This is a genomic window from Komagataeibacter sp. NFXK3 (assembly GCF_054182245.1).
The window spans coordinates 1-13,485 of record NZ_JAPIVJ010000009.1; the positions used below are offsets into that span (position 1 = coordinate 1).

At 61.0% G+C, this 13,485-nt stretch carries 18 protein-coding genes and 1 pseudogene; 6 read left to right on the forward strand and 13 right to left on the reverse strand.

Annotated elements, in window-relative coordinates; translation table 11 throughout:
- Positions 1–295: pseudogene (locus OQZ28_RS10690) on the forward strand (hypothetical protein); the annotation flags it as partial.
- A 45-nt stretch (positions 296–340) separates the two neighbouring features.
- Here the strand turns inward: OQZ28_RS10690 and OQZ28_RS10695 are convergent.
- The 3 genes from OQZ28_RS10695 to OQZ28_RS10705 all read right to left on the reverse strand — a co-directional run bounded on the left by OQZ28_RS10695 (position 341) and on the right by OQZ28_RS10705 (position 3,241).
- Positions 341–928 (reverse strand): TetR/AcrR family transcriptional regulator, encoded by a 588-nt coding sequence (locus tag OQZ28_RS10695; RefSeq protein WP_458136083.1) that lies wholly within the window; start codon positions 926–928, stop codon positions 341–343.
- A 323-nt stretch (positions 929–1,251) separates the two neighbouring features.
- On the reverse strand, positions 1,252–2,196 hold the full coding sequence (locus OQZ28_RS10700; protein ID WP_458136084.1) for a PDR/VanB family oxidoreductase: 945 nt from the start codon (positions 2,194–2,196) through the stop codon (positions 1,252–1,254).
- Between the two features lie 4 nt (positions 2,197–2,200).
- The gene (locus tag OQZ28_RS10705) at positions 2,201–3,241 is read right to left on the reverse strand and encodes an aromatic ring-hydroxylating dioxygenase subunit alpha (protein ID WP_458136085.1); all 1,041 of its coding nucleotides are present in this window, start codon (positions 3,239–3,241) and stop codon (positions 2,201–2,203) included.
- Positions 3,242–3,362: 121 nt separating this feature from the next.
- On the opposite strand from OQZ28_RS10705, the gene OQZ28_RS10710 reads away from it, so the two are divergent.
- Positions 3,363–4,292: a LysR family transcriptional regulator gene (locus OQZ28_RS10710; RefSeq protein ID WP_458136086.1), complete on the forward strand. Its 930-nt coding sequence runs from the start codon at positions 3,363–3,365 to the stop codon at positions 4,290–4,292.
- A 64-nt stretch (positions 4,293–4,356) separates the two neighbouring features.
- Here OQZ28_RS10710 and OQZ28_RS10715 read toward each other — a convergent pair whose 3' ends face one another.
- A complete protein-coding gene (locus tag OQZ28_RS10715; protein ID WP_458136087.1) occupies positions 4,357–5,226 on the reverse strand; it encodes a sulfurtransferase in 870 nt (289 codons plus the stop codon).
- A 128-nt stretch (positions 5,227–5,354) separates the two neighbouring features.
- Positions 5,355–6,143, reverse strand: a complete 789-nt coding sequence (locus tag OQZ28_RS10720; RefSeq protein ID WP_458136088.1) for an SDR family NAD(P)-dependent oxidoreductase — start codon at positions 6,141–6,143, stop codon at positions 5,355–5,357.
- Between the two features lie 383 nt (positions 6,144–6,526).
- Between OQZ28_RS10720 and OQZ28_RS10725 the strand changes: the two genes are divergently transcribed.
- The gene (locus tag OQZ28_RS10725) at positions 6,527–6,688 is read left to right on the forward strand and encodes a hypothetical protein (RefSeq protein WP_165399182.1); all 162 of its coding nucleotides are present in this window, start codon (positions 6,527–6,529) and stop codon (positions 6,686–6,688) included.
- A gap of 139 nt (positions 6,689–6,827) precedes the next feature.
- On the opposite strand, the gene OQZ28_RS10730 is transcribed toward OQZ28_RS10725, so the two are convergent.
- Both OQZ28_RS10730 and OQZ28_RS10735 read right to left on the reverse strand, forming a co-directional pair.
- Positions 6,828–7,103: a hypothetical protein gene (locus OQZ28_RS10730; protein WP_458136089.1), complete on the reverse strand. Its 276-nt coding sequence runs from the start codon at positions 7,101–7,103 to the stop codon at positions 6,828–6,830.
- A 128-nt stretch (positions 7,104–7,231) separates the two neighbouring features.
- Positions 7,232–7,639, reverse strand: a complete 408-nt coding sequence (locus OQZ28_RS10735) for a hypothetical protein (RefSeq protein ID WP_242621872.1) — start codon at positions 7,637–7,639, stop codon at positions 7,232–7,234.
- Between the two features lie 201 nt (positions 7,640–7,840).
- Between OQZ28_RS10735 and OQZ28_RS10740 the strand changes: the two genes are divergently transcribed.
- Both OQZ28_RS10740 and OQZ28_RS10745 read left to right on the forward strand, forming a co-directional pair.
- On the forward strand, positions 7,841–9,028 hold the full coding sequence (locus tag OQZ28_RS10740) for an MFS transporter (RefSeq protein WP_458136090.1): 1,188 nt from the start codon (positions 7,841–7,843) through the stop codon (positions 9,026–9,028).
- Positions 9,028–9,372, forward strand: a complete 345-nt coding sequence (locus OQZ28_RS10745) for a DUF952 domain-containing protein (RefSeq protein WP_458136091.1) — start codon at positions 9,028–9,030, stop codon at positions 9,370–9,372. The genes OQZ28_RS10740 and OQZ28_RS10745 overlap by 1 nt, the downstream gene beginning before the upstream one ends.
- Positions 9,373–9,390: 18 nt before the next feature.
- Here OQZ28_RS10745 and OQZ28_RS10750 read toward each other — a convergent pair whose 3' ends face one another.
- Entirely contained in the window at positions 9,391–10,173 is a 783-nt protein-coding gene (locus tag OQZ28_RS10750; protein ID WP_458136213.1) for an MgtC/SapB family protein, read from the reverse strand.
- 172 nt (positions 10,174–10,345) lie between these two features.
- Here OQZ28_RS10750 and OQZ28_RS10755 point away from each other — a divergent pair, with 172 nt between their 5' ends.
- Positions 10,346–11,227, forward strand: coding sequence for a DMT family transporter (locus OQZ28_RS10755; RefSeq protein WP_458136092.1), 882 nt, complete (start codon positions 10,346–10,348; stop codon positions 11,225–11,227).
- Here OQZ28_RS10755 and OQZ28_RS10760 read toward each other — a convergent pair whose 3' ends face one another.
- From OQZ28_RS10760 to OQZ28_RS10780, 5 genes are all read right to left on the reverse strand, one after another.
- Positions 11,228–11,476, reverse strand: coding sequence for a hypothetical protein (locus tag OQZ28_RS10760; protein WP_458136093.1), 249 nt, complete (start codon positions 11,474–11,476; stop codon positions 11,228–11,230).
- Positions 11,473–12,054, reverse strand: coding sequence for a hypothetical protein (locus tag OQZ28_RS10765; RefSeq protein WP_458136094.1), 582 nt, complete (start codon positions 12,052–12,054; stop codon positions 11,473–11,475). The genes OQZ28_RS10760 and OQZ28_RS10765 overlap by 4 nt, the downstream gene beginning before the upstream one ends.
- 111 nt (positions 12,055–12,165) lie before the next feature.
- A complete protein-coding gene (locus OQZ28_RS10770) occupies positions 12,166–12,528 on the reverse strand; it encodes a hypothetical protein (RefSeq protein ID WP_458136095.1) in 363 nt (120 codons plus the stop codon).
- A 1-nt stretch (position 12,529) separates the two neighbouring features.
- Positions 12,530–13,027 (reverse strand): hypothetical protein, encoded by a 498-nt coding sequence (locus OQZ28_RS10775; RefSeq protein WP_458136214.1) that lies wholly within the window; start codon positions 13,025–13,027, stop codon positions 12,530–12,532.
- Positions 13,027–13,455, reverse strand: coding sequence for a hypothetical protein (locus tag OQZ28_RS10780; RefSeq protein ID WP_458136096.1), 429 nt, complete (start codon positions 13,453–13,455; stop codon positions 13,027–13,029). The genes OQZ28_RS10775 and OQZ28_RS10780 overlap by 1 nt, the downstream gene beginning before the upstream one ends.
- Positions 13,456–13,485: the final 30 nt, after the last annotated feature.

Sequence of the window (13,485 nt, forward strand, 5' to 3'; positions counted from 1 at the left end):
TTCCGTGCTGCTTGCCGTTGTTCAACAAAGAAACAGCGGCTTGCCCTCAGGCAAGATCACGCTACCCAGACGTTCTTCTACTGTTCATGCTAAACGTTGTTTAGCGTACTTTCCACACGATGGCCTCAACCTGTTCGTCATAAAAGCGCCCAACGGACCTCTTTTTGATGGTGATAACCCGCGTGAAAGCATGGCCGCTTTTCTCGGTGATATTCTTGATGCCTTCATCAGAGGCGATCTGGCCCGCGCGCTTGATGCCGAACCGGGCGAAGAAGAAAGTAGCCGGAAGGACTGATCAGCGCCCTGCCCCGATGAACTGCGGACTGGAGCGGAGTGGGAATCAGGGCTGGGAAGGCGGTTCTGAAGGGGTCATGGCACGAGTTTCACGCAGAATCACTTCTATGGCCCAGCTTATGGCGGCGCCTGCCTCGCTGCCGTTCATATCGAACTCCTCGCGGAGCGTCAGCCACGACAGGACATTGTCCAGGCAGGCAATTACGGCTTCTGCCCGGCGTCGATCGGCGGCGGGCACGTCTGGCGTATCGCGCCATAGCGTTCTGCGCCGACGGACGAGAAGTTCATTGCGAAACTTGATCCGCATTGAACGCCCGACCCGTGTCAGGGCAAGAATGCGGGAAAGATTCGGGTGCTCGTCAAACCGCGCCGCCGCGATGCGGAAGCCCTGTACCAGATCATCCGCGTCCGTGCCCAACGCAAAGCCGAATACCTGCGTATTCAGCCATTCACCCGTCGCCCGCAACAGGGCATCACGGCAGGAAAAATACTTATAGATAGTCCTTACGGAAAGGTTGGCGCGTTCTGCAATATGGGCCGTGGGGACCGTGACATCATCGCGCTCTTCAATAAGGGCGACAAAGCTTTCAATAATGCGTTGCCGTGTCTGTGCGGCAGCTTTATCGCTCGGCATACGTCATTCCCCTGACTTTAATAACACGGCTTTGTCATGAGAGCATGTATGATGTCAATGTTGTTGATGTAATGCCCCTCACAGCCCATGTTGTCAGTAATTACAAAATTCTCAAATTCAGGCCAGCCTTTCTGATTTTCCTATGAGCCGTTTGTTTCCTGTCCCCTTACGTGGGGTCTGGATGACATTTTGTGTTTCTTGTCCTGAATCACATCAGGACCCTTGAGAAAATTCAATTCTCAACAGATTCTGAAAAATATTTACCAGAAAATTATTTATCATTCATATCATTAAACAAATCACGCGCACCGGAAGTATGACTGTTACAGGTCCAGAGTGATGGAGGGCGTGCGGGCGCGTGAGCAGCACAGGGCAATGCTGCAGGCCTGTTCCTCCTCGCTCAGCACCATGTCACGGTGCGCGCCTTCCCCGGCCAGCAGCGGCACGACACAGGCCCCGCACATGCCCTGTTCACACGAGAGGCTGACCGCGATGCCTGCCGCCATCAGGGCACCGGCAATACTCTGGCCAGGTGGCACGGTTATGCTGCGCCCGGAGCGGGCCAGCACGACCTTGAATGCCTGCTCATCATCGTCAGTTACCATTTCCGTAGGGCGGAAATATTCCGTATGGACCTGCGCAGGCTTCCAGCCTGCGGCAATGGCATGGGAGGAGACCGCCTGCATGAAGCCATCCGGCCCACACAGCATGATGGCCGTATCGGTGTCAGGGCGGGACAGTGCTGCGGGATAGCCCTGCTTGAGGCTTCTGGCCATGTGCACGCGGCCCATATAGGGAGCGGCAAGCAACCGGTCCCTGAATGGCGCCTGATCGGGCGTGCGTGTGTAATAGTGCAAGGTCCAGTCCGCACCCTGACGCTGCAGCCGCGCCATCATGGACAGCAGTGGCGTAATCCCGATCCCGCCTGCAATCAGCACATAATGTTGCGCAGCCGGGAGCGTGAAGGCGTTGCGGGGTGGCGAGATGTGCAGTTCCATCCCCTTCTCCACGGTGCTGCACAGGGACTCCGATCCCCCGCGTGAGGCTGCTTCACGCTTGATGCACAGTTCATAAAAACCGGGATCATCCGCATCGCCACACAGCGAATACTGGCGCACCAGCCCCACAGGGGTCAGGACATCCACATGCGCGCCGGGGGCGAAGCGGGGCAGCGCCCCCTGCCCCGGCGCGGCTGCCAGCCGCAGGCGGACACAGTCCGCGCCCTCGGGCATGACGTCATGCACGATAACAGGAAAAAGTGCTGACATGACGCTATGCCGTGAAAAACTGGCTCAGCCCCATCGTGCGTAGGGCACGACGATAGGCAATGGAACTGCGATCGGCCATGACATGGGCCTCAAGCGTGGGGTCGAGCGGCAGGTTCTCGGGCTTCTGGGCCTCGACAAGCGCACGGTCTTCCTCGAAGACGCGCAGGTTGAAGTCATAGACATCCTGCAGCGGCAGTTCCTTGTCGAAGTTGCGGCACATCGGCGCGAACATGCGTGTCTGCCGCGCTGATACGGGTGAGGCCGCATTCATGATGACCAGCCGCCCGTTATCGGGGAAGTGGATTTCCAGCGTGGCGGTAAAGGGCACATGCACCCGGAAGTGGCGCAGCCATTCAAAGCCGGGGCGCCCCCGATCAGTCTTGCCAATGGGGTAGTTGCCCACGCTGCTGCGGTATTCCGCCTCGAACCCATCGGGCGTGAGGTGCGTCTTGTAAGGCGGCACCACGGGGTTTTCGGGGTCGGCAAAGGTGTCGGTATGCACGAAGGCGAAGTGGGCCACATCAATGAAGCCTTCCACCTGCCGCCCGGCAAAACCGGCAATGTCGATAAAGGGGCAATTGATCTGCTGATAGGCCGGGTCATCCCAGTGTGGCATGGGCGGAATGACCGGCAGCCCCTCATCAGGGCGCAGGCAGGTCCAGATCAGGCCGTACCGCTCCACGGCGGGGTAGGTGCGCAGGTTCAGCTTGCCGGGAATGGCGTTGTCCGGGTGGGCAGGCACCTTGACGCACCGCCCCTGCTGGCCAAAGCGGAAGCCGTGATAGGCGCAGGCTACGCTTTGCCCGTCGCCCTTGCCCATGCTTAACGGCACGCCGCGATGCGGGCACAGGTCATCAGCCACCACAATGGCATCGCCCGTGCGGTAGAGCACCAGCGGGGCATCAAGCAGGGTCACGCCCATCGGTTGCGTGCCCAGGTCACGCACCAGGGCGACCGGGTGCCAGCAACGGGCCAGGATCAGCCAGTCATCGGCATCAAATGTCATGTTGCGGGGCAAGGAGGGGGTGGCAGCGGCGAGGGTCATGGTGGGGGGTCTCCTGAACGGGCCGGAAAGGCTCTGGCGGCTTTCAGAAAGATCATTTCACATGCAGCATGCTCTCAGATATATCATAATTGAGCCTTTCCCATTCTCAAAATGAGAACGCATGCACCCCTTTTCGCGCTTTCTGGTCTATTTCCTGGCGGTTGCGCGCCATAAGTCCATCCGTCGCGCGGCAGAGGAACTGCACATCGCGGGTTCAGCCATCAACCGGCACATCCTGCTGGGCGAAAAGGAATTGCAGACCCCCCTGTTCGAGCGCCTGCCCACCGGCATGCGGCTGACAGCGGCAGGCGAGCTGCTTTACGCCTGCGCCCGCCGCTGGGTGAAGGATCTGGATGACCTGACCCGCCAGATCGATGACCTGAAGGGCATCCGGCGCGGGCAGGTTGACCTGCTGGCGCCTGAGGCCCTGTCACGCGCTTTCATGCCGCAACTTGTAGCAGGCATGAAGGCCAGCCATCCCGGCGTGGTGCTGAATGTGAACATCCGTGACAATAAATGGATCTGCCAGGCCCTCCTGTCTGGTGAAGGAGACCTGGCCCTTGTGCTGGACCCCGATGACATGCGCGACATCGTGGTCTTGCACCGCATGACTTTCCCGCTCGGCTTCGTGTGCCCGCCCACGCACCCGCTGGCACGGGAAAGTTCGGTCAGGCTGGCGCAGTGCATGGACTATCCTGTCATCATGCCTGAACAACCGCTTGCCATTGCCGCCGTGTTTGACAGGCTGCAGCAAAGCGGGCGCATCAGCCCGCCTGTGGCGGCACGGGCGAACAATGTGCAGATGATGCTTTCTCTGGTGGCGGCGGGGATCGGGATCTGTTTTCTCAGTTCGCTCGATGTCATGGCCGAGGTCCTGCGCGGGGAGCTCGCTTTCGTGCCGCTTGCGGGCGGGCAGGTGCCCCATCTCACGCTTGCCCTGGTGCATGACCGTACCCGGCAGCTTTCCCGCCTGACGCGGCAGGTCGAGGCCATGACCAGGGACATCATGGCCAGTCATGCCCGGCAGGGAGAAGCGGCAAAAGGATCGTAAGGCCGCTCCGCGCGCAGAGGACTTTCACGCCACGACAGGCGCAAAAGTCCGCTTATTTCTTCCCTCAGGCGCCGTTATAGGGTGCGGCGGCTTTTGGCAGCCCGCCTTCAATCGGCAGCGCCGGGTTGCGTGACCACTCGTTCCACGACCCCATGTAGATGCGCAGCCTGCTGAACCCGGCCGAAGCCAGCGCCACATAGGTATTGGCGGCACGTGCACCCTTGAAGCAGTAGATAATGATGTCATCATCAGGATGCAGGTTGCGCGTGGCGGCGAGTGCGCGGATTTCATCAGGCGTGCGGAAGGCCGCGTGGTTGTCGGTCACCTTCATGAAGTCATACCATTCGATCCACACGGCACCGGGAATACGGCCCTTGCGCGGCGCGAAATCAACCCCGTAGGGCGATGAACTTTCAGCCAGCCACTCCACCCGGTCGCGGTTATCAAGCAGCTTGATGGTGGCAGAACCCAGCGCCGCCCGCACGTCGGCCTGCGTTGCCATGAGGCTGGCATCGGGCCGCAGGGGGAAGTCGGTGCGTGCGGGGCGGGTGACATCGGTTGTCAGCGTGCCCCCTTCCCTGCGCCACGCGCTCAGCCCACCGTCAAGAATGCCCACTTTCGGGTAACCCAGATAACGCAGGATCCAGTAGCCCCGGCAGGACGCGCCGTAGCGGGTGTGCAGGGCATCTTCATAAACGATGGCGGTTCTGGTGCCATCCAGCCCGTAATCGGCAAAAAGGGTGGCAAAGGTCTGCTGCAGCTTGTGCAGCCCTTCATGCGAGGTTTCGGCCAGATAGGTAAAAATGTCCGGCATGTTGACGGCACCGGGAATGTGGCCTGCCGCGAAATCCTTGGGGTCGCGCACGTCAATCAGGAGCACGTTGCTCCCTGCGGCACGCACGTCGTCTGGTGAGTAAAGAACGGTGGTGGACATGAAAAATCCCTGCGGCATGGAAATGGACAGACCCCTTTCTCCTACCAGCAATCCGCATGGTCATGGAGGGGCCGCGGCACGCCCCGGCCATGACCGGCACGGGACGCACGCGCACAGGGCTGGCGAGTTCAGATCGTGCTCAGCACGCCGCCATCAACGCGCACGGCCGCCCCCGTCGTGGCCGATGCCTGCGGCGAGGACAGGTAAACCACCATGTTCGCCACCTCATCCACGCCTGCTGCGCGGCGGATGATGGAGGACGGACGATGCTGCATCACGAATTCTGCCGCCACTTCCTCCATCGTCCTGCCGGTTTTTTCCTGCTCGGGCCTGAGCATTTCCGCCAGCCCTTCCGACAGGGTCGGCCCAGGCAGCACGGAATTCACGGTTACATTGGTGCCCGCCATCCGCTCCGCCAGGCCGCGCGCGATGCTGACCTGCGCGGTCTTGCTGAAGCCGTAATGGATCATCTCGACCGGAATGTTGAACGCCGATTCCGATGAAATGAATACCACACGCCCCCAGTCACGCGCCTGCATGCCCGGCAGATAGGCCCGTGAAAGCCGCACGCCAGACATGACATTGACCTCGAAAAAACGGGTCCAGTCGGCATCCGGGGTTTCAAAAAAATCTTTCGGCTCAAAAATGCCCAGATTGTTGATCAGGATATCACATTGCGGGTGGGCCGCCATCAGCGCGGCACAGCCTTCCGCCGTGCCCAGATCGCCTGTAAAGCCCGCTACGCTGCCCTTGCCCAGTGCGGAAAGGGCCTTGATCGCCTCCGCTACCGCTGCCGGGCGGCGCCCGTTGACGATGACATGCGCACCGCTCGCAGCCAGCCCCCTGGCAATGGCCAGGCCGATCCCGCCGGTTGAGCCTGTTACAATGGCCGTCCGGCCTGTCAGATCAATCTGCATGGTTGGTTTTCCTTTATCATGCGGGCGGGCACGCTCATGCCCCCTGGCGTTTTGTGAATCTTACAAGACCATGGATGCTCCGGCAGGGCCAGAAGGATGCGCGCCGCTCAGGCCATATGGCGGCATGACCCTCGTGATTCGACCGGTCCTGGCAGTTTTCCGGCATTACATGATTATTGCCACGTAGCAGACCTGATCCCTGGTGCGCAAAAGAATAGATTCCTAATAATACCATCAGCAGACTGATCTGAACCACGTGCATGAGGAAAAAAAGCCGCAGCCTTGCAAAACAGGATTCATACAATCGTCACACTTATGATGTTCCATATTTGTTAAGCATCCCTGCCTGCGCTTTGGCGGGCTTTTTCAGAGGTTTCCGGATCATGAACATACAGTCCGATTCCACCCCCAAACCCCGTAAAGAGCCGCATGAAGAATGGCGTGAAGCCCTGCTGCGCGCTTGGCGAAGCAGGCGCGGCTATGCCCGCCCGCACGATGGTGTGCAGACGGTATCCGATGAAGGCTTCCTGTATGATGATGCCTGAAATGCATGGCAGCCTCACGCAAAATTCAGGTATTGACCTTCAGCGATATAAGTGATGCATTCGGTTACAAATGAAATAGCGCTATGCCCTTTATATCATCGGGCCGTTATTTTATAAGGCAATATCTGATTTGCAAAAATCAGTTCGTTAGGAAGGAATAAATTACATGAAAAAAGCACTGCTTTTTGCTGCGGCCCTCGGCCTGGCCCTGCCCGTCGCTGCTCATGCGGATGACAACAACGAGCAGCACCATGGCGAGCACCGTGGCCATCGCGGCGGTCATGACCAGAACGGCCAGGGTGGCGAGCATGGCGACCGTGGCCATCGCGGCGGTCATGACCAGAACGGCCAGGGTGGCGAGCATGGCGACCGTGACCACGGTGGTGAGCATGGCGACCATGAGCACGGCGATCACGGCCAGCAGTAATCTGCGCGCCTGACACCATGTGTCAAAAAAGGGGGTTCCGGATGGAGCCCCCTTTTTTTATTCCCGATATGCTGGCTCCGTACGCGCGGGCATCTGCTGCTGGCGCTCCGGTCTGTTCAGAATAGGATCAGATCAATGCCGATGCCCATCGCCATCATGCTCCACAGGCCCACCAGCGTGGCCTTGCGGCGGATGATATGTCGCGACAGGAGCACGATCAGCGGATCGCCCTCAGTTGCGGTGGTCCGTTCACCTGGCTTGAGTTCGCGGTATAGCCCGCCGTTTTCTGTAACGCCCACCATATTGAGCAATCCCTGGCGAAAGTTGCGCAGGTCTTCTTCGGTATAGAGCGTCTCGCGGTTGATGGTGATGGTTTTTGGCCCGCAGCGCAGCAGGCGCATGGCGCGCAGGTGGCGGGGGCGGATACCCAGGTAATCCGATGCTTCCCCTGCCGGCAGAATGGCCCGGCGCGGAAAATGCAGTACGGCGGGCCCCGTGTCATTACCAGGGAGCGGCGTCATCATGCGAACCTTTCCATACTATTCATACGCACTGGTGGTTGATTGATCCCACGGTGCTCCCTTGGCACCGCGATGACCAGACCGATTTTGCATTCTGCCCGTAATTATGCGCATTCTCCCCTTTTCGTCCTGCGGATATGGCATTAAAGCGGCCCGGTTCCGCTGTGCCTGCGCGCAGGCGGCGTGCCGGGGGTAAATGCGTTTATGATGCGTATCATCATGCTCTCGATGGGGGCGTTTGTCTGGCTGGTGACCGAGGTGCTGCCAATAGGGCTGCTGACGGACATGGCGGCCGGCCTGCATGTCTCGCCCGGTCGCATCGGGCTGCTGGTCACGGGCTATGCCTGGCTGGTGGCGCTGACGGCCATCCCGCTCACGTTGCTGACCTCGGGGCTGGACCGGCGCATGCTCATGGCGGCACTGCTGGGGCTGGCGGGGGTGATGGATATCGCCTGCGCCTTTGTCACGAATTACGCGCTCATGGCGGCGATGCGGGTTGCACTGGCACTCGGTCATGGCATTTTCTGGTCGACCATAGCGGGCGTTGCCGTCCGCCTCGCGCCGCATATGCCGGTGGCGCGTGCCACGGCATGGGCCTTTACAGGGGTTGCGGTGGGGTTTGCGGGCGGCATTCCCATGGCTGCGGCCATCGGGCAGTGGCTGGGCTGGCGGGCGGCATTCATGGCGTGCGGCATTGCGGCGCTGGCCGTCATGGGGGGTGTTCTGGCATTGCTGCCGCCCCTGCCCTCGCAGCGCAGGCATCTTGATCTTCCAGCCCTGCTGCGCCAGCCGGTGCTGCGTTACATCGCCGTGCTGACCATGCTTGTGGTCAGTGCCCATTTCACGGCCTATACCTATATCATTCCGCTTCTGTCAGCCATACCACATGCGCCAGAGCGGCTTATACCACTATTGCTGCTGATCTATGGCGTGGTGGGGATCGGGGGCAACTGGCTGGGCGGCCACCTGCCCTGGTCGGCGGGGCGCACGATTGGCATGGCCATGGTCGCCCTGATGTCAAGCCATGTGCTGCTGGTCGCCTCAGGCTGGGCATCATGGCTGGCATGGGTGGACATGGCGGCATGGGGCATCATTGCCGCCCTGATCAATCTTGGCCCGCAAAGCTATGCCATTGAACTGGCGCCCCATCAGCGCGAGGCCGCCTGTTCGTTCTGTGTCACGGGCTTTAATAGCGGCATCGGCGCGGGCGCGCTGTGTGGCGGGGTGGTTCTGTCCGGTGCGGGCCCCTACGCGGTTCTGGCGTGGAGCGCGGGGCTGGCCGGGGTGGCCCTGCTCGCGTTGCGTGCGGGCAGGTATTATGGCGGCCAGCATGTTTCCACTGGCGGCGCGCTGCCCTATGCTTCGCTCTCCCCTGACCGGACCAGAATGTGATGACAGAGCATATCGTCTATAAAATCCTGACCGCCCCCGAGCATGAAGCATTCGCCCGCGCGGGCCTGTTCAAAGGCTCGCCTGCTGATGTGGCTGATGGTTTCATCCATTTCTCCACAGGGCCGCAGGTGCATGGCACGCTTGAAAAGCATTTTGCAGGCCAGAGCGGCCTTGTGCTGCTTGCGGTCGATCTGGGCCTGCTCGACCCGGCGGCAGTGCGCTGGGAGCCATCACGCGGGGGGCAGCTTTTTCCGCATCTCTATGCCGCCCTGCCTGTTGGCGCTGTTGTAGCCACGACCGCCGTAACCCGTGATGCACAGGGGCGCGTGCAACTGCCGGTCTGAGCGGCCTGGTCAGGCTGCCTATTCAGGATCATGATCGCCTTCATCGGTTTCCACGCTGATAATGCCGTCAATGTCCGATAATGCAGCAACAAGGTGCGAGACGGGCCGCCTGCCGCGCACCTTGATGAACAGCGTGACCGTGCCATGGCCCGGCCTTTCATCGGGCATCGGCATTTCCGCATCGTGCTGCCGGTCACGCAGGTCCTGCAGGGCATCGGGGTCCTGCAGGGATCTGTCCGGCTGTTCCAGCTTTACGCGGGTAATGGTGAAACGCAGCCTGGTGCAGCGGATCAGGATCACGCGCAGCAGTCCCCGCCCATCGGGGTAGGACACGAACAGCCCCACCGAACGGGCGGCATGATCGCGTGGAATAAAATGGCTGATGCGCGGAAAGCCGAGCATGATGATGAAATGACCGATGGTTGTCGCCACCGCCAGCGTAATCAGCCCCGCCCCGCAGGCCATGCCCAGTGCCGCAGTCAGCCAGACTGACGCCGCCGTGGTCAACCCCCGCACGATATCACGCCGCATGAAGATGACGCCGCCGCCAATGAACCCGATGCCCGATACCACCTGTGCCGCGATGCGTGAGGGGTCCAGCACGACACGCCCCGCATCAAGAATGTTGTTGAACCCGTATTTTGACACCAGCATGAACAGCGCGGATGCCACCCCGACCAGCGTGTAAGTGCGCAGGCCAGCACTTTTCTGCCTGAACTCCCGCTCCATCCCCACCAGCGCCGACAGGACGAAAGCAAGCACGAGTTCACCAAGCTGGAGCCAGCCTTCCCCCGATGACATATTGGCAAAAAGTGACAAGACCGTCCTCCCCTGCTTCAAACCATGCGCATGGATGTTAAACAGCACGGAAGAAGGACGGGTTGCGTGCCTTCGCGCAGGGTAAGCTCCGCTTTATTTCTGGTTATCTGGAGGAAGAAGTGCGGATCAGAATGAAACAATGGCAGGCGTGTGCATGACGATCTTGAACCTTCCCTCACGGCAGGAACTGGCCCTGATGGCCGTAACACTGTTCTGGGGTGGCACGTTCCTGATCGTGCATGTCACGCTACGACATTGCGGCCCCCTGTTCTTCGTTGGGCTGCGCTTCATGACAGCAGGGCTGATCGGCTGCGCAGTTTTCCACCGCGCCCTGCGGCGGATCACCCTGGCCGAGATGGGCGCGGGCATGGCGATTGGTGTTGCAATATGGGGCTGTTACACCCTGCAGACCTATGGGCTGCAAACCATCAGCAGCAGCCGTTCCGCTTTTCTGACCGCGCTTTACGTGCCGATCGTGCCTCTTCTGCAATGGATCGTGCTGCGCAGGCCGCCACGCATCATGAACTGGGTAGGCATCGGGATGGCTTTTGGTGGCCTGGTACTGCTGGCAGGTACGGGTGCCACGCAGGGTGGGTTTGGCCGGGGTGAATGCGCCACCGTGCTGTGTGCCGTATCGGCGGCAGCCGAGATCATGCTGATCAGTCGTTGTGCACTGTTGGGAGACAGCAGGCGCATCACCGTGGTGCAGTTGCTGGTGGCCGGACTCCTTGCCCTGCTGGCCATGCCGGTCACGGGCGAGCGCCTGCCCGCATTTTCATGGATATGGGTTGCCGGAGGCGTGGGCCTTGGCGCAGGCAGCATGCTTGTGCAACTGGCCATGAACTGGGCGCAGAAAGCCGTCTCGCCCACACGGGCCACCATCATCTACGCGGGTGAGCCCGTATGGGGCGGGATTGTCGGGCGCATGGCTGGTGACCCGCTGCCAGCCACATCGGTGCTGGGCGCCTGCTGTATTGTCGCGGGCGTGCTGGCAAGTGAAATCAGGTTGCCTGCACGCTCGTCATCCAAAAAGTGATCAAGAACAAAAGTTGGCGGATGTCGTCTTTTTCAAATAAAGCGACATTTCTTGAAGTATCCGACCGACTTTCATCAGGCCACCGGCGGCCCAAGGCGTTCGCGCATTATCCGCTGCCGCCGCCAGTGACGTTGCATAAAAATTCCCCCAGCCAGCAGGCTGACGGCATTGCCCACCACAATGCCACAAAGGAAAGGAAAGATTGTTGCGGCATTTTCCATATTGCTTCACCTGCTCATGACCATTCATGCACCATGCGTTGCCACGAAAACCGTAATCCGCCCGATTGCTGCCTGTGCAGACAGGGTCGTGCCGACCGGCAGGCGCCGTGTCGTCATGTCCACCATGGCCTTGAGCAGCGAGATGAGCGTTGACGCGGCATTCGCTGCCGTTTTCGCCTCCGAGACCACAGTGCTCGACAGGTCGGATACCATGCCGGTAATGACTGCGATAACCAGCGTATTGATCTGCTCGATATCGGCTACAATACTGTCAAACGCCGTGCGGACGCTGGTATTGTCATAACTGACCGACGTACTCGACCCGGCGGCCGTCCTGAACGCATCGAGCGCTTCCTTGAGTGCTGCAATAACCGTATTGGCCAGCGTCACGTTTGCAGGGCCCATGGCTGCCGCGACACATGAAAGACTGATGGCGGTATTGGCGAAGGACACGAGGGCATTGCCGTAATCCGTTACTTCAGCCACGTTCAGGGTAATGGTGGTGACCTTGCCCGCGCGGGTGAGTGTGCAACCGGGGAGCATGCCGCCCATTAGCGTTGCGACCCCCATGCGCAGCACGCACCGGCGGGAGAGCATAAGATTCATGCGCCTGTTCCTGTAAAAAAACCGCCCTGGCGGCGGGACATATGTGACTTATTTTTGCCGCAATGAAGGGCAGAATAGGGATGGCAGCTTCGGCTCACATCGGCCATCCACCTAGCGCCGGAGCTGCACCCCCTGTTTTTTCAGTGTTTCGGGCTGGCCTTTCCTGTTCAGGACCGGAATACCAGCAGCCGTCACGGCCTGCTTCGCAGCAGGCTTGTCAGCCAGCGGCACCCGCACGCCCGACTGCCCCGGCTTGAAGTGGTTTTCCGCCCAGCCAATGTTCAGCCCGATGGTGGTCATGAGCTGGTAGGCCACGGCCCACCGGCTGCCCGCATGCGGCGGCGGGATGATGGCGGTGGCGGCGCTGCATGCGAACACGAAGATCGCGGCATACAGCGCGTATTGCTCCGGCACCTCGGTCAGCAGGAGTGCGATGACGGCCCCGAGGCCGCTGAGTTTTGCGGTGGTGTTCATGTCATGCCTCGATGGCTTGCGCGAACAGGGCGACGTGTTGCGGGTCCACGTCCCCCGCCCCCAGCGCGGTGTTGTAATTGGTTTTCCAGAACCGGCATTGCCCCGCCGCGTCATCGGCGCCGGGCAGCGGATCGGGTGCGCGGTAGCATTTCAGCCGGGCCATGGCGCAGGCATAGGGCAGGTTGCCCACCAGTTGCGTGGCGCGGTCCGACCCCACGGGCCACCCGGCCTGCAGGGCGAGCAGCCGGGCGCGGATGGATGACAGGCGTGGTGCTGGCAGGAAAGTGGCCCAGATGTCGTCATGCGTGAACGGCTCCATCTGCCACAGCCCCAGCGCCGGGCCGCCGCCTTCCTGCACCAGCACGCGGCAACCCGTTTCAGCCAGGGCGATGCCCGCCAGCAGGTTGATCGCCGCCGGGCCACCGAGGCCGATGAAGGCGAGCGTGGGCGCAATGACACGGGCCTTGAGGTCGGCCAGCAGGCCGGGCGGTGCGGTTATCACGACCCATACCCGAACGCGCGCTTGCAGAACGACCATGCGGCATCGCCAATCTGCCCCCAGCCCAGCAGGCCGGTGGCCAGCACGATGAAGGTCATGGTCACCCACGAGGTCAGTTTCAGGCCGCCTTCGATGCGGGCCAGCCTGCCCGATATCTCGTTATTGCGCTCGGTGGCCGTGTCGGTCATGTCGTCCACGCGCTCCATGATCTCGCGCCGGGTCTGGGCGCCGGTATCGGCCATTGATTTTGTCAGGTCGCGCCGCAGGTCAGAGAACTGGACAGACAGGGTATTCAGCCCGTCGCGCAGGTTGTCGTGGCCGCCCTCGACCTTGGCCAGCCGCTCACGCACGCGGGCCAGATCCTCCACCGTGGCGCAGCGCATCAGCGCCACCGGGCCGCCTTGCGTCAGGGATGCTGTTTCACTCATTCATTTTCTCATAAAAAAACCGCCCGGATG

Bases quoted from the DNA above. Each gene is read 5' to 3' on its own strand.
- OQZ28_RS10760 (WP_458136093.1), bottom strand. From the start codon at position 11,476: ATGAATGGTCATGAGCAGGTGAAGCAATATGGAAAATGCCGCAACAAT.
- OQZ28_RS10695 (WP_458136083.1), bottom strand. From the start codon at position 928: ATGCCGAGCGATAAAGCTGCCGCACAGACACGGCAACGCATTATTGAA.
- OQZ28_RS10750 (WP_458136213.1), bottom strand. From the start codon at position 10,173: ATGTCATCGGGGGAAGGCTGGCTCCAGCTTGGTGAACTCGTGCTTGCT.
- OQZ28_RS10725 (WP_165399182.1), top strand. From the start codon at position 6,527: ATGAACATACAGTCCGATTCCACCCCCAAACCCCGTAAAGAGCCGCAT.
- OQZ28_RS10710 (WP_458136086.1), top strand. From the start codon at position 3,363: ATGCACCCCTTTTCGCGCTTTCTGGTCTATTTCCTGGCGGTTGCGCGC.
- OQZ28_RS10780 (WP_458136096.1), bottom strand. From the start codon at position 13,455: ATGAGTGAAACAGCATCCCTGACGCAAGGCGGCCCGGTGGCGCTGATG.
- OQZ28_RS10715 (WP_458136087.1), bottom strand. From the start codon at position 5,226: ATGTCCACCACCGTTCTTTACTCACCAGACGACGTGCGTGCCGCAGGG.
- OQZ28_RS10770 (WP_458136095.1), bottom strand. From the start codon at position 12,528: ATGAACACCACCGCAAAACTCAGCGGCCTCGGGGCCGTCATCGCACTC.
- OQZ28_RS10705 (WP_458136085.1), bottom strand. From the start codon at position 3,241: ATGACCCTCGCCGCTGCCACCCCCTCCTTGCCCCGCAACATGACATTT.
- OQZ28_RS10765 (WP_458136094.1), bottom strand. From the start codon at position 12,054: ATGAATCTTATGCTCTCCCGCCGGTGCGTGCTGCGCATGGGGGTCGCA.
- OQZ28_RS10735 (WP_242621872.1), bottom strand. From the start codon at position 7,639: ATGATGACGCCGCTCCCTGGTAATGACACGGGGCCCGCCGTACTGCAT.
- OQZ28_RS10720 (WP_458136088.1), bottom strand. From the start codon at position 6,143: ATGCAGATTGATCTGACAGGCCGGACGGCCATTGTAACAGGCTCAACC.
- OQZ28_RS10745 (WP_458136091.1), top strand. From the start codon at position 9,028: ATGACAGAGCATATCGTCTATAAAATCCTGACCGCCCCCGAGCATGAA.
- OQZ28_RS10740 (WP_458136090.1), top strand. From the start codon at position 7,841: ATGATGCGTATCATCATGCTCTCGATGGGGGCGTTTGTCTGGCTGGTG.
- OQZ28_RS10700 (WP_458136084.1), bottom strand. From the start codon at position 2,196: ATGTCAGCACTTTTTCCTGTTATCGTGCATGACGTCATGCCCGAGGGC.
- OQZ28_RS10755 (WP_458136092.1), top strand. From the start codon at position 10,346: ATGACGATCTTGAACCTTCCCTCACGGCAGGAACTGGCCCTGATGGCC.